Genomic DNA, 12,341 nt, shown 5'->3' with positions numbered 1-12,341 from the left:
GGTCGACACGCTGTCCCCCCACCCGGTAGGTGCCAACCTTGGTTGGCACACGGCTTCAAAGCAGTCGAGCGCGGCTCGACTCTACACACCCCGCTGGGCAGAATGGCCCATCACCTCCCGACGGGCGACGCGATGCTGTTCGAGTGGTTGCTGGGTTCCTACCTGCTGCTGATCGACTGGCTGATCCGGCTGGTCGCGCTGTGCTGGATCCCCACCCGCACCACGCCGGGGGCGGCGCGCAGCTGGCTGCTGCTGGTCGGCTTCGTGCCGCTGCTGGGCCTGCCGCTGTACCTGCTGTTCGGCCACCCGTGGCTGTCGCGCGAGCGCATCCGCCGCCAGGCCGAGGCCTCGCAGGTCATCCGCGAGGAACAGGCGCTGCAGCATCGCCTGCGCTGGACCCCGCAGCCGGACACCGCCTGCGCCGAGATCGTGCCGCTGGTGCAGCGGCAGGGTGATTTCATGCCGGTGCACGGCAACGCGGTGGACCTGCTGACCGACTACGACGAATCGCTGCACACGCTGATCGCCGACATCGACCAGGCCGAAGACCGCGTGCACCTGCTGTACTACCTGATGTTTGATGACGCGGTGGGCGAGGCGGTGGTCGAGGCGCTGCAGCGCGCAGCGGCGCGTGGTGTGCAATGCCGCGTGCTGCTCGACGCAGTGGGTGCCAAGCGCGGCCTGCGCGCCTATCGCAAGCGCCTGCAGGCGCGCGACATCGAAGTCCGCGCGATGCTGCCCGGCGGCCTGCGCTGGCGCCGCAGCGGGCGCATGGACCTGCGCAACCACCGCAAGATCGCGGTGATCGACAACGAGGTGGCCTATGTCGGTTCGCAGAACCTGGCGGGCCCGCAGTTCGTGCCCGGCCACCCGAACCGCGAGCTGGTGGCGCGCGTGCGCGGCCCGGCGGTGGCGCATCTGGAAGCCGTGTTCGCCAGCGACTGGTACATGGAAACCGGCCAGCGCCTGGACGTGATCGCCGATGTGCCCGAGTGCAGCGATGACATCGCCACCCAGCTGCTGCCCAGCGGCCCGGCCTACCCGTACAGCAACGCGCGTGATGCGGTGGCCGCGCTGATCCACCTGGCGCGGCGGCGGCTGGTGATGGTCACGCCGTACTTCGTGCCCGACGAGGCCACGTTGAGCGCGCTGCGCATTGCGGCGTTGTCCGGTGTGCAGGTGCAGCTGATCCTCTCAGCCAGCAACAACCAGCGGCTGACCTCGTGGGCGCAGGAGGCGTACTACGACGAGCTGCTGCGCTGTGGCGTGCGCATCGCCCTGTACGAACCGCAGTTCCTGCACGCCAAACACATGAGCGTGGACGAGGACATCGCCGTGCTCGGCTCGATCAACATGGATATCCGCTCGTTTGCGCTGAATGCCGAGATCGGCCTGATCTGCTACGACCGCGCGCTGGTGCAGCAGCTGTGCGCAATCGAGGACAGCTACCTGCGTGAATCGCGGCAGCTGGATCTGCAGCAATGGCGCAGCCGCCCCACGTGGAGGCGCAGCCGCGAAGGCATCGCACGGCTGGCCGATGCGTTGATGTAAGGCAATGCCGGCCGCCCGCTTCGGCAATCCGGCCTGTCATCGCCGATGGCCTACAATCGGCACATGACTGATTCACCGCGTAATGGCGAACTGGACCTGGCAATCATCGGTGGTGGTGCGGCCGGGGTGCTGGTGGCGATCCAGGTACTGCGCCAGGCCAAGGCGCCGCTGGCGCTGGCCATTTTCGAACCCGCCTCGCAGCTGGCGCAGGGCATCGCCTATGCCACGCCGTGGCCGGAGCATCTGCTGAACGTGCCGGCGGCGAAGATGAGTGCGTTTGCCGACCAGCCCGGCGATTTCCTCGACTACCTGATGGCCGCCAACGCCTACCCGGGCGAGGCGCGCGAGGTGCTGGGCGAGCGTTACGTGTGCCGCCACTACTTCGCGGCCTACCTGCAGCAGCGCCTGCAGGACGCTGCCGCAGCCAGCCCGGCGCAGCTGCAGGTGATCGCGCAGCCGGTACTGGGCCTGCAGCCGGATGACCACGGCTACCAGCTGACGCTCGGCGATGGCCACACGCTGCACGCCGCGCAGGCGGTGCTCGCCACCGGCAACAGCATGCGCCCGCTGCCGGTGGCCGGTGCCGATGCGCTGCCTGCCGATGATGTGATCGAGGCCTGGGACTACGACGGCGTACGCACCCTGGCCGGCGAACAGGCTGTAGCCATTGTCGGCTCCGGCCTGAGCATGGCCGACACCGTGCTGGCGCTGGTCGCTGCCGGCCACACCGGCCCGCTGCACGTGATCTCGCGCCACGGCCTGCTGCCGTTGCCGCATGCGCATGGCGGCCTGCCCAGCTTCGACCCGGCCACGTTGCTGCCGATGAACCTGCGCCAGCGCCTGCACGCATTGCGCGGGTTCGCACGTCAGACGCAGGCCGACGGCCTGCCGTGGCAGGGCGTGATGGACCGCATCCGTCCGCACGGGCAGGCGCTGTGGTGCAGCCTCGACGCGGCCGACCAGCGCCGCTTCCTGCGCCATGTGGTGCGCTATTGGGACGTGCATCGCCACCGCATCGCCGAAGAAGTGGATGCGCAGCTGCAGTCCCTGCAGGACAGTGGCCAGCTGCGTATTCACCGGTCCCGCCTGCAGCGCGTCGGCCGCGACGGCGATTCACTGCAGCTGTCCGGCCGCGATGCCTCGGGCAATGAACAGCAGTGGATGATCGGCGGGGTGATCAACGCCACCGGCGTGGAGACCCGCGCCAGCGCACTGCGCAATCCGTTGCTGCAGCAGCTGCAGGCCGATGGGCTGGCACGCCCCGGCCCGCATGGACTGGGGTTGGACAGCACGGTGCCGGGCGATCGCCTGCGCGCCGCCGGTGGCCAGCCGCAGGCACGGCTTGGCGTGCTCGGCAGCCTGCGCATCGGCAGCCTGTGGGAAAGCCTGGCGGTGCCTGAACTGCGTCAGCAGGCGCAGGCACTAGCAACCCAGGTGGTCGCAGGAGCCGCGACGGCGATGCCGTAAAATGGGGGCATGGATGTCTCCCACCTGCTTGATGGCCTGAACCCGGCCCAGCGCGAAGCCGTCTCCGCTCCCCCCGGCCACCACCTGGTGCTGGCCGGTGCCGGTTCCGGCAAGACCCGCGTACTCACCCACCGCATCGCCTGGCTGCATGAAGTCGATGGCGTGCCGACCCACGGCATTTTCGCGGTGACCTTCACCAACAAGGCGGCCGGCGAAATGCGCCACCGCATCGACGCACAGCTGCCCAATGGCAGCCGTGGCATGTGGATCGGCACCTTCCACGGCCTGGCCAATCGCCTGCTGCGCCTGCACTGGCAGGACGCGAAGCTGCCCGAAGGCTTCCAGGTGATGGACTCGGACGACCAGCTGCGGCTGGTCAAGCGGGTGGTGCAGGCGCTGGAACTGGACGACGGCAAGTACCCGGCCAAGCAGATCGCGTGGTGGATCAACGCGCAGAAGGACGAGGGTCGCCGCCCGCAGCACATCCAGCCCGAGCCGCACGACGCCTGGCTGGAAACCATGCGCCAGGCCTACATCGAGTACCAGGCACGCTGCGACCGCGCCGGCCTGGTCGACTTCGCCGAGCTGCTGCTGCGCGCGCACGAACTGCTGCGCGACAACCCGGCCCTGCTGGCGCACTACCGCGCGCGCTTCCGCGAAATCCTGGTGGACGAGTTCCAGGACACCAATGCCATCCAGTACGCCTTCGTGCGCGTGCTGGCCGGCGATTCCGGTCACGTGTTCGTGGTCGGCGACGATGACCAGGCCATCTACGGCTGGCGCGGTGCCAAGGTCGAGAACGTGCAGGGCTTCCTGCGCGACTTCCCGGGTGCGCAGACCATCCGCCTGGAACAGAACTACCGCTCCACCGCCAACATCCTCGGCGCCGCCAATGCGGTGATCGCGCACAACCCCGACCGCATCGGCAAGCAGCTGTGGACCGACAGTGGCGACGGTGAGCCGATCGACCTGTACGCCGCCTACAACGAGATGGACGAGGCACGCTACATCGTCGAGCGCGCGCGCCAGTGGGTGCGTGACGGTGGAAGCTATACCGAAGTGGCCGTGCTCTACCGCAGCAATGCGCAGTCGCGCGCGCTGGAAGAAGCGCTGCTGAGCGAACAGGTGCCGTACCGCGTGTACGGCGGCATGCGCTTCTTCGAGCGTGCCGAAATCAAGGACGCGCTGGCCTACCTGCGCCTGCTGTCCAACCGCAACGACGACGCGGCGTTCGAGCGCGCGGTCAATACGCCGACGCGTGGCATCGGCGACCGCACGCTGGACGAAGTGCGCCGCGAGGCGCGCGCGCAGGGTATTTCGCTGTGGGAAGCGACCATGCTGGTCACCCAGGGCAGCGCGCTGGCCGCGCGTGCGCGCAATGCGCTGGCCGGCTTCCTGGTGCTGGTCAACGAGCTGCAGGCGCAGACCGTGCACATGACCCTGGCCGAGCGCGTGGACCACGTGCTGGCCCGCTCGCAGCTGCGCGAGCACTGGAGCAAGGAAAGCCGCAACGCGCTGGACTCCGAATCGCGCACCGACAACCTCGACGAACTGGTCTCGGTGGCCTCGCGCTTCGTGCGCCGCGCCGACGACATCGAGGAAGTGGGCGAGGACATGGACGAGCTGGTCGCGTTCCTGGCCTATGCCGCGCTGGAGGCTGGCGAGGGCCAGGCGCAGGCGGGCGAAGAGGGCGTGCAGCTGATGACCCTGCACTCGGCCAAGGGCCTGGAATTCCCGCTGGTGTTCCTGGCCGGCCTGGAAGAAGGCCTGTTCCCCAGCGCACGCTCGCTGGAGGAAAGCGGGCGGCTGGAAGAAGAGCGCCGCCTGGCCTACGTGGGCATCACCCGCGCGCGCCAGAAGCTGGTGCTGAGCTACGCCGAATCGCGCCGCATCCACGGCCAGGACAACTACAGCCTGCCGTCGCGCTTCCTGCGCGAGATCCCGCGCGAGCTGCTGCACGAAGTCCGCCCCAAGGTGCAGGTCTCGCGGCCGGCCTCGATGGGCGCCAGCCGGGTGATGGGCCATGCCTCGATCGAGGCACCGCCGATCAAGCTCGGCGCACTGGTCACCCATCCCAAGTTCGGCGAAGGCATGGTGACCGACTACGAAGGCAACGGCGCCCACGCCCGCGTGCAGGTCGAGTTTGCCGATGCCGGCAGCAAGTGGCTGGTGATGGCGTATGCCAACCTGACGGTGATCTGATCACTGTCGAGGGGGGCGGGAATTCCTGTAGAGCCGAAGGTAGCGGCAGGAGCCGCTGCCAACGTCGCTTGCGACGGCCCGAAGGGTGCCGGTCAGGACGACCGGCATAGCCATGCTCGGCTGCTTGCAGCGGGAAAAGTCAGTCGAGCACGGCTCGACTCTACAAAAGCGAGTATCCATGACCCGCAACGTGCTCTTCCTCTGCAGCCAGAACCGCCTGCGCAGCCCCACCGCCGAGCAGGTATTTGCCGATTGGCCGGGCATCGAGACCGCCTCAGCCGGGTTGCTGGCCGACGCCGAGGAAGTACTCAGCCCCGAGTTGCTGCAGTGGGCCGACCTGGTGTTCGTGATGGAGAAGGCGCACCGCAACCGTCTGTCCAGCCGTTACAAGGCATGGCTGAACGGCAAGCGGGTGATCTGTCTGGATATCCCCGACGACTACGACTACATGGACCCGGTGCTGGTGGAGTTGCTGAAGCGCAAGGTGGCGCCGTTTCTGCGCTGATCGCATCGAACCCCCGTAGAGTCGAGCTTGCTCGACTGCCTTGTGCCGCGCTAGAAGCAGTCGAGCAAGCTATGCCGGTCGTCCTGACCGGCACCCTTCGGGCCGTCGCAAGCGACGTTGGCAGCGGCTCCTGCCGCTACCTTCGACTCTACAATGGGGCCTGACATCTTCCAGGAACGCCCCGATGACCGAACCCACGCTGCACGTCACCGTGAAGTTGAACGCCAAGCTGCAGCCCGAGCATCGCCACGAACTGTTCGAGGATCCGCTCGATGCGCTGCTGCAGGCGGCCCAGGTGGGCGAGCTGACTGGTGGTGGCACCGCGATGTCCGACCTGGGTGAGGTCGAGTACGGCGATATCGAAGTAGCGCTGATCGATGCGGCCGGCGTGCCGAAGCTGATCGATCTGCTGGAGCAGCTGGGTGCGCCGAAGGGTTCGCAGCTGCAGGGCGCAGGCCAGGCTGACCGCAGCTTCGGCGTGACCGAAGGCCTGGGCATCTACCTGGATGGCCTGAACCTGCCGGACGAGGTCTACGAACAGTGCGATTCCAACCACGTATTCGAGCAGCTGTCGGAGAACATCGACGGCCTGGGCGAGATCTGCAGCTGGTGGCAGGGCCCGACCGAGACCGCGCTGTACATGTACGGCGAATCGTTCGAAGCGATGCGTGATGCGATTGCCGGATTCGTGGCCAGCTACCCGCTGTGCCAGAACGCACGCGTGGTGCAGATCGCCTGAAGGTGGGGGCGCTGTAGAGTCGAGCAAGCTCGACTCTACGGCAGCAGGTTATCGGCCGGCTGACTGCCGGGCGTTGTCGCGCAGCGCCATGTCCTTGCCGATCTGGTAGCCGCCGAACAGCACCGCCAAGGCGATGATCGCGGCGACCAGGATGGACTTCTGGGAACTCCAGACGGGCGGCTTGTTGTCCTGCATGTCGGTCGTCCTTGGGTGCGGCAGTGCGCCGCCCGCCGAGCATGCGCCGCCCGACCGGTGCGTGCAAGCGGGCGGTGCGCACACGCCAATGCGCGGCGCCGGATTGATTCTGCTCAAGGCACGGCCTGCACATCCGGTGTGCAATGGTGTCGTTCCCATCTGGCAGATCGATACGGAGCCTCACCATGTACAAGCGCATCCTGATTGCCACCGACGGATCCGAGCTGGCCGACAAGGGCCTGGCCAAGGGCCTGGAGCTGGCCAAGGACCTCAACGCCGAGGTCGATATCGTGACTGTCTCCGAGCCGTGGGCCGTCGGCATGTACGACGCCATGGGCTGGAGCGTGGGCTACATGAACAGCCCTGAGTACAAGGCCGACCGCGAGGAAGGCGCGCAGAAGGTGCTGCAGCCGGCGCTGGCCAAGGCCGCCGAGCAGGGCATTACCGCCAACCCGGTGCACGTGCTGGACCGCTATGCGGCTGACGGCATCATCGAGACTGCCGGCGAGCGCAACAGCGACCTGATCGTGATGACCTCGCATGGCCGCCGTGGTGTGACCCGTGTGCTGCTGGGCAGCCAGACCGCTGAAGTGCTGGCACGCAGCACGCTGCCGGTGCTGGTCATCCGCTGATACAAGCGTTCCCGGGGAGGGGACCCGACGCCGGCCGCAGGATGCGCGCCGGCGTCATCTTTTGTAGGGCCGGCAGGGGCCCATCCACGCATGGCGTGGATCTACTGAAGCGCAGGGATCCGACCCCGGTCACATCACCAGCTGTACAGCTTCCAGTACACCGGCGACACGCCGTCCTTGTCGTTGTCGAAACGGCCATCGCCGTTCTTGTCGTACATGTAGAACGGGGCACCGCGCGACGGGGTCACCTTGACCATGCGCAGCTGGCCGGACACGCGGTATTCCTCGATGACATCGCCGTTGTCCATGGTGCGCTTGGACACATCCGCGCCCTTGACGTCCACCGGGGGAGCGCCCGCGCCACCCATGCTGGCGCAGCCAGCGAGCAGGAGCAGGGAAGCCAGCATCAGGGTCTTCATCGGCGGGGGCCTTTGCCTGGAAAGAGCCTTGATTATGCCCCATCGCCGCGGCTGTGCCGTGTCGTCGCAGTGCAGGCACGGGCGCGTAGAATCGGCCCATGAGCAGATTAGTCCTGATCGACGGGTCCAGTTACCTGTACCGCGCGTTCCACGCGCTGCCGCCCCTGTCCAATGCACAGGGTGAACCCACTGGCGCACTGTTCGGCGTGGTCAACATGCTGCGTTCGACGCTGAAGGAACGCCCGGCCTACGTCGCGTTCGTGGTCGATGCGCCCGGCAAGACCTTCCGTGACGACCTGTACGACCAGTACAAGGCCAACCGCCCGCCGATGCCCGATGAGCTGCGCAGCCAGGTCGAGCCGATGTGCCGCATCGTCGAAGCCCTGGGCATCAGCATCCTGCGCGTCCCCGGCGTGGAAGCCGACGATGTGATCGGCACGCTGGCCCTCCAGGGCCTGGCGCAGGACCTGAAGGTGACCATTTCCACCGGCGACAAGGACTTCGCCCAGCTGGTGCGCCCGGGCATCGAGCTGGTCAACACCATGACCGGCAGCCGCATGGATTCGGATGCGGCGGTGATGGAGAAATTCGGCGTGCGCGCCGACCAGATCATCGACCTGCTGGCGCTGATGGGCGACACCGTCGACAACGTGCCGGGCGTGGAGAAATGCGGGCCGAAGACCGCCGCCAAGTGGCTGGCCGAGTACCAGCACCTGGACGGGGTGATGGCCGCCGCGCCAACCATGAAGGGCAAGATCGGCGAGAACCTGCGCGCCGCGCTGGAGCGCCTGCCGCTGAACCGCGAGCTGGTGACCATCCGCACCGACGTAGAGCTGGACGTCAGCCCGACCACGCTGGCCCTGCGCGAGCAGGACGTGCCGGCGCTGACCGAGCTGTACACGCGCTACGGCTTCACCCAGGCGCTGAAGGAACTGGGTGCGCCGCTGCCGGCGCCGGCTGCCGCCAGCGAGGCCACCCCGAGCCTGCGCGGTACCGCCGCAGGCTTCGCCCGTGGCAGTGCCGAGGCGCCAGCCGCTGGCACGCTGGATCCGGCGCTGGCCGCACCGGGTGAATACGAGACCGTGCTGACCAGCGAGCAGCTGCAGGCCTGGGTCGAGCGCCTGCAGCAGGCCGAGCTGATCAGCTTCGACACCGAAACCGATGCGCTGGACGCGATGCGCGCGCGCCTGGTCGGCGTCAGCCTGGCGGTCGAGCCGGGCAAGGCGGCCTACATTCCGGTCGGCCACGATTACCCGGGTGCGCCGGCGCAGCTGCCGATGCAGCAGGTGCTGGATGCGCTGCGCCCGGTGCTGCAGGACCCGGCCAAGAAAAAGCTGGGCCAGCATGGCAAGTACGACCTGCATGTGCTGCGCCGCCACGGCGTGGACGTGCAGGGCTACCACGATGACACCATGCTCGAGAGCTTCGTGCTCAATTCCACCGCCACCCGCCACGACATGGATTCGCTGGCCCTGCGCTACCTGGGCTACAGCACCATCAAGTTCGAGGACGTGGCCGGCAAGGGTGCCAAGCAGATTCCGTTCTCGCAGGTGGGCATCGACGAAGCCAGCCGCTATGCGGCCGAGGACGCCGACGTCACCCTGCGCCTGCACCGCGCGCTGCAGCCGCAGCTGCTGGCCGAGCCGGCGCTGGACAGCGTGTACCGCGACATCGAGATGCCGCTGGTGCCGGTGCTGACCACGATCGAAGCCAACGGCGTGCGGATCGACACCGACGAACTGCGCCGGCAGAGCCAGGACCTGTCCTCGCGCATGCTGGCCGCGCAGCAGAAGGCCACCGAGCTGGCCGGCCGCAGCTTCAACCTGGATTCGCCCAAGCAGCTGCAGGCGGTGCTGTTCGATGAGCTGAAGCTGCCGGCGGTGGTGAAGACCCCGAAGGGCCAGCCCAGCACCAATGAAGAGGCGCTGGAGGCGATCGCCGACCAGCACGAGCTGCCGCGAGTGATCCTGGACTACCGGGGCCTGGCCAAGCTGCGCAGCACCTACACCGACAAGCTGCCGGAGATGGTCAACCCGGACACCGGCCGAGTGCATACCAGCTACCACCAGTCCGGTGCCGCCACCGGCCGCCTGTCCTCGTCGGACCCGAACCTGCAGAACATCCCGATCCGCACCGAGGATGGCCGCCGCATCCGCCGCGCGTTCATCGCCCCGGAGGGCTTCCAGCTGCTGGCGGCCGACTATTCGCAGATCGAGCTGCGGATCATGGCCCACCTGTCCGAGGACCCGGGCCTGGTGCGTGCCTTCGAGCAGGGCGCCGACGTGCACCGCGCCACCGCCGCCGAGGTGTTCGGGCGCACGCTGGAGGAAGTGACCCCGAACGAGCGCCGCGCGGCCAAGGCGATCAACTTCGGCCTGATGTACGGCATGAGCGCCTTCGGCCTGGCGCGCAACCTGGGCATCGACCGTGGCCAGGCGCAGGACTACGTGGCGCTGTACTTCAGCCGCTACCCGGGCGTGCGCGACTTCATGGAGCGGATGCGCCAGCAGGCCCGCGACCAGGGCTATGTGGAAACCCTGTTTGGTCGTCGCCTGTACCTGAACGACATTCATGCACGTAACCAGGGCCTGCGCGCCGGTGCCGAACGCGCGGCGATCAACGCGCCGATGCAGGGCACCGCCGCCGACATCATCAAACGCGCGATGGTGGACGTGGACCAGTGGCTGCGTGACAGTGGCGCACCGGCACGGATGATCCTGCAGGTGCACGATGAACTGGTGTTCGAAACCGAAAGCAGTTTCGTTGAAGACTTGCGTTTGCAGGTGGTCGAGCGCATGTCGCAAGCGGCCAAACTGCGGGTGCCGCTGGTGGTCGATACCGGCATCGGCAACAACTGGGACGAAGCACACTGAGGGTGTTTCAGGCCGAAAACGACGTGAATTCGTTCATTCGTCAGAGGTTTCTGACTCAATCATGAATGTTGCCCTGATGGAGGTTCATTAAATTGGGCCCCTTCACGAACCGTTAGTGTTCGGAGTGCTTCTATAACTCTCAACAGGCGCAACGCCTGTTGTGGATCTCTCCCATCCCCTGGAGCAGATCTCGGAACGGGGACTCCTCCCCAAGTGCCCGTTCCCCGGCCCCGTTGACCTCCCCCTGGTCAGCGGGGCTTTTTATTTGTGCCGTTGCCAGACGCCATGGCCTGCGCCACGCTGGGCCACCGCTCCGCAGGGGAAGACCATGCCCGACCTGTTCGCTCTGGCCATGCCGTGGTGGGAGTTCATCCTGCGCGCGGTGGTGGTGTATGTCGTGGTGCTGGGCATGGTCCGGCTGGGTGGCAAGCGGGCTCTGGGGCAGATCACGCCCTTCGACGTGCTGCTGATCGTGCTGCTGGGCAACGCGGTGCAGAACGCGCTGTTGGGCACCGACACCTCGCTGGGCGGTGGCCTGCTGCTGGCGGCCACCCTGATCGTGCTGAACTATGGGGTGGGCTGGTTGACCACCCGGAATCGGCGCATGGAGCGGATGATCGAAGGAGAGCCCACCGTGATCGCGCGTGATGGCCGGCTGTTGGAGGGCGTTCTCCGCCGCGAACTGATCAGCCGGGCCGATTTCGATGCCGCGCTGCGCCAGCAGGGCGGCCTGCGGATCGAGGACGTGCAGATCGCGCTGCTGGAGACGACCGGACACATCACGATCATCACGCAGAAGGGCACCTGACTTGTAGCACCGAGCCCAGGCCCGGCGCGACCAGGCTGCCCCTCACAGCCAGTCGCGCGGCACCAGGTAATCGGCCAGGCGTGCCTCGGCGCTACCCGCTTCCGGGGTGAAGCCGTACTCCCAGCGCACCCGCGGCGGCAGGCTCATCAGGATGCTTTCGCTGCGGCCACCACTCTGCAGGCCAAACAGCGTGCCGCGGTCGTAGACCAGGTTGAATTCCACATAGCGGCCGCGTCGGTACAGCTGGAACTCTCGCTCGCGCTCGCCGTAGGCGGTGTCCTTGCGCTGCTGCACGATCGGCAGGTAGGCATCCAGGAAGCCATCGCCGACTGCACGCAGATAGTCGAAATCGCGCTCGAAGTCGCCGTGCAGGTCGTCGAAGAACAGGCCGCCGACGCCGCGCGTTTCATTGCGGTGGCGCAGGAAGAAGTACTCGTCGCACCAGCGCTTGTGCGCGGCATAGCGTTCGTCGCCGAACGGGGCGCACAGGTCGCGCGCGACCCGGTGCCAGTGCTGCACGTCCTCGTCGAACGGATAGAACGGGGTCAGGTCGAAGCCACCGCCGAACCAGCTGGCCACCACTTCGCCGTCGCGCTGCGCCTGGAAGAAGCGCACGTTGGCATGGGTGGTCGGCACGTAGGGGTTGAGCGGGTGGAACACCAGCGACACGCCAGTAGCACGCCAGGAGGCGCCAGCCAGTTCCGGACGGTTGGCCGAGGCCGATGGCGGCAGGCGGCTGCCGGCCACGTCGGAGAAGCCGATGCCGGCCTGCTCGAACACCGCACCGTCGCGCAGCACGCGGGTACGCCCGCCACCGCCCTCGGCCCGCTGCCACAGGTCTTCCTGGAAGCGGGCCTGGCCATCGACGGCCTCGATCGCCGCACAGATGCGGTCCTGCAGGTCGGTGAGGTAGGCGCGCACGCGCTCGAATTCGTTCATGGCGCGTACTT

General features: G+C 67.4%; 11 protein-coding genes. 8 read left to right on the top strand and 3 right to left on the bottom strand.

Annotated elements, in window-relative coordinates:
* The first annotated feature begins 132 nt into the window (after positions 1-132).
* The 5 genes from cls (at position 133) to N7573_RS06980 (ending at position 6,464) form a co-directional block, all read left to right on the top strand.
* A complete protein-coding gene (gene cls / locus N7573_RS07000) occupies positions 133-1,551 on the top strand; it encodes a cardiolipin synthase (RefSeq protein WP_279912263.1) in 1,419 nt (472 codons plus the stop codon).
* 45 nt (positions 1,552-1,596) lie between these two features.
* A complete protein-coding gene (locus N7573_RS06995) occupies positions 1,597-3,018 on the top strand; it encodes an FAD/NAD(P)-binding protein (RefSeq protein WP_279912260.1) in 1,422 nt (473 codons plus the stop codon).
* Between the two features lie 9 nt (positions 3,019-3,027).
* The gene (gene uvrD, locus N7573_RS06990; RefSeq protein ID WP_279912259.1) at positions 3,028-5,220 is read left to right on the top strand and encodes a DNA helicase II; all 2,193 of its coding nucleotides are present in this window, start codon (positions 3,028-3,030) and stop codon (positions 5,218-5,220) included.
* A 178-nt stretch (positions 5,221-5,398) separates the two neighbouring features.
* Entirely contained in the window at positions 5,399-5,725 is a 327-nt protein-coding gene (locus N7573_RS06985; protein ID WP_053498324.1) for a low molecular weight protein tyrosine phosphatase family protein, read from the top strand.
* 184 nt (positions 5,726-5,909) lie between these two features.
* A complete protein-coding gene (locus tag N7573_RS06980; RefSeq protein ID WP_279912258.1) occupies positions 5,910-6,464 on the top strand; it encodes a hypothetical protein in 555 nt (184 codons plus the stop codon).
* Between the two features lie 48 nt (positions 6,465-6,512).
* Here the strand turns inward: N7573_RS06980 and N7573_RS06975 are convergent, their stop codons facing one another.
* Positions 6,513-6,659 carry a hypothetical protein gene (locus tag N7573_RS06975; RefSeq protein ID WP_279912257.1) on the bottom strand — a complete coding sequence of 49 codons (147 nt, stop codon included), beginning with the start codon at positions 6,657-6,659 and terminating at the stop codon, positions 6,513-6,515.
* Positions 6,660-6,844: 185 nt separating this feature from the next.
* Here N7573_RS06975 and N7573_RS06970 point away from each other — a divergent pair, with 185 nt between their 5' ends.
* On the top strand, positions 6,845-7,291 hold the full coding sequence (locus tag N7573_RS06970; protein ID WP_005411629.1) for a universal stress protein: 447 nt from the start codon (positions 6,845-6,847) through the stop codon (positions 7,289-7,291).
* A 134-nt stretch (positions 7,292-7,425) separates the two neighbouring features.
* Here N7573_RS06970 and N7573_RS06965 read toward each other — a convergent pair whose 3' ends face one another.
* Entirely contained in the window at positions 7,426-7,710 is a 285-nt protein-coding gene (locus N7573_RS06965; protein WP_005411628.1) for a DUF2782 domain-containing protein, read from the bottom strand.
* 98 nt (positions 7,711-7,808) lie between these two features.
* Between N7573_RS06965 and polA the strand changes: the two genes are divergently transcribed.
* Positions 7,809-10,583: a DNA polymerase I gene (polA, locus tag N7573_RS06960; RefSeq protein WP_279912256.1), complete on the top strand. Its 2,775-nt coding sequence runs from the start codon at positions 7,809-7,811 to the stop codon at positions 10,581-10,583.
* A gap of 328 nt (positions 10,584-10,911) precedes the next feature.
* Positions 10,912-11,391 (top strand): YetF domain-containing protein, encoded by a 480-nt coding sequence (locus N7573_RS06955; protein ID WP_049462278.1) that lies wholly within the window; start codon positions 10,912-10,914, stop codon positions 11,389-11,391.
* A gap of 42 nt (positions 11,392-11,433) precedes the next feature.
* Here N7573_RS06955 and hemF read toward each other — a convergent pair whose 3' ends face one another.
* The gene (gene hemF, locus N7573_RS06950; RefSeq protein ID WP_065723724.1) at positions 11,434-12,330 is read right to left on the bottom strand and encodes an oxygen-dependent coproporphyrinogen oxidase; all 897 of its coding nucleotides are present in this window, start codon (positions 12,328-12,330) and stop codon (positions 11,434-11,436) included.
* Positions 12,331-12,341 lie beyond the last annotated feature (11 nt).

It is taken from the genome of Stenotrophomonas sp. GD04054, from assembly GCF_029836955.1.
GTDB classification, from domain to species: domain Bacteria; phylum Pseudomonadota; class Gammaproteobacteria; order Xanthomonadales; family Xanthomonadaceae; genus Stenotrophomonas; species Stenotrophomonas maltophilia_A.
The sequence above is the reverse complement of the archived record's forward strand: the minus strand, read 5'-3'. Positions and strand labels throughout refer to the sequence as shown.

Coding starts and splice junctions, on each gene's coding strand:
- cls (WP_279912263.1), top strand. CDS start 133: ATGCTGTTCGAGTGGTTGCTGGGTTCCTACCTGCTGCTGATCGACTGG.
- N7573_RS06995 (WP_279912260.1), top strand. CDS start 1,597: ATGGCCTACAATCGGCACATGACTGATTCACCGCGTAATGGCGAACTG.
- uvrD (WP_279912259.1), top strand. CDS start 3,028: ATGGATGTCTCCCACCTGCTTGATGGCCTGAACCCGGCCCAGCGCGAA.
- N7573_RS06985 (WP_053498324.1), top strand. CDS start 5,399: ATGACCCGCAACGTGCTCTTCCTCTGCAGCCAGAACCGCCTGCGCAGC.
- N7573_RS06980 (WP_279912258.1), top strand. CDS start 5,910: ATGACCGAACCCACGCTGCACGTCACCGTGAAGTTGAACGCCAAGCTG.
- N7573_RS06975 (WP_279912257.1), bottom strand. CDS start 6,659: ATGCAGGACAACAAGCCGCCCGTCTGGAGTTCCCAGAAGTCCATCCTG.
- N7573_RS06970 (WP_005411629.1), top strand. CDS start 6,845: ATGTACAAGCGCATCCTGATTGCCACCGACGGATCCGAGCTGGCCGAC.
- N7573_RS06965 (WP_005411628.1), bottom strand. CDS start 7,710: ATGAAGACCCTGATGCTGGCTTCCCTGCTCCTGCTCGCTGGCTGCGCC.
- polA (WP_279912256.1), top strand. CDS start 7,809: ATGAGCAGATTAGTCCTGATCGACGGGTCCAGTTACCTGTACCGCGCG.
- N7573_RS06955 (WP_049462278.1), top strand. CDS start 10,912: ATGCCCGACCTGTTCGCTCTGGCCATGCCGTGGTGGGAGTTCATCCTG.
- hemF (WP_065723724.1), bottom strand. CDS start 12,330: ATGAACGAATTCGAGCGCGTGCGCGCCTACCTCACCGACCTGCAGGAC.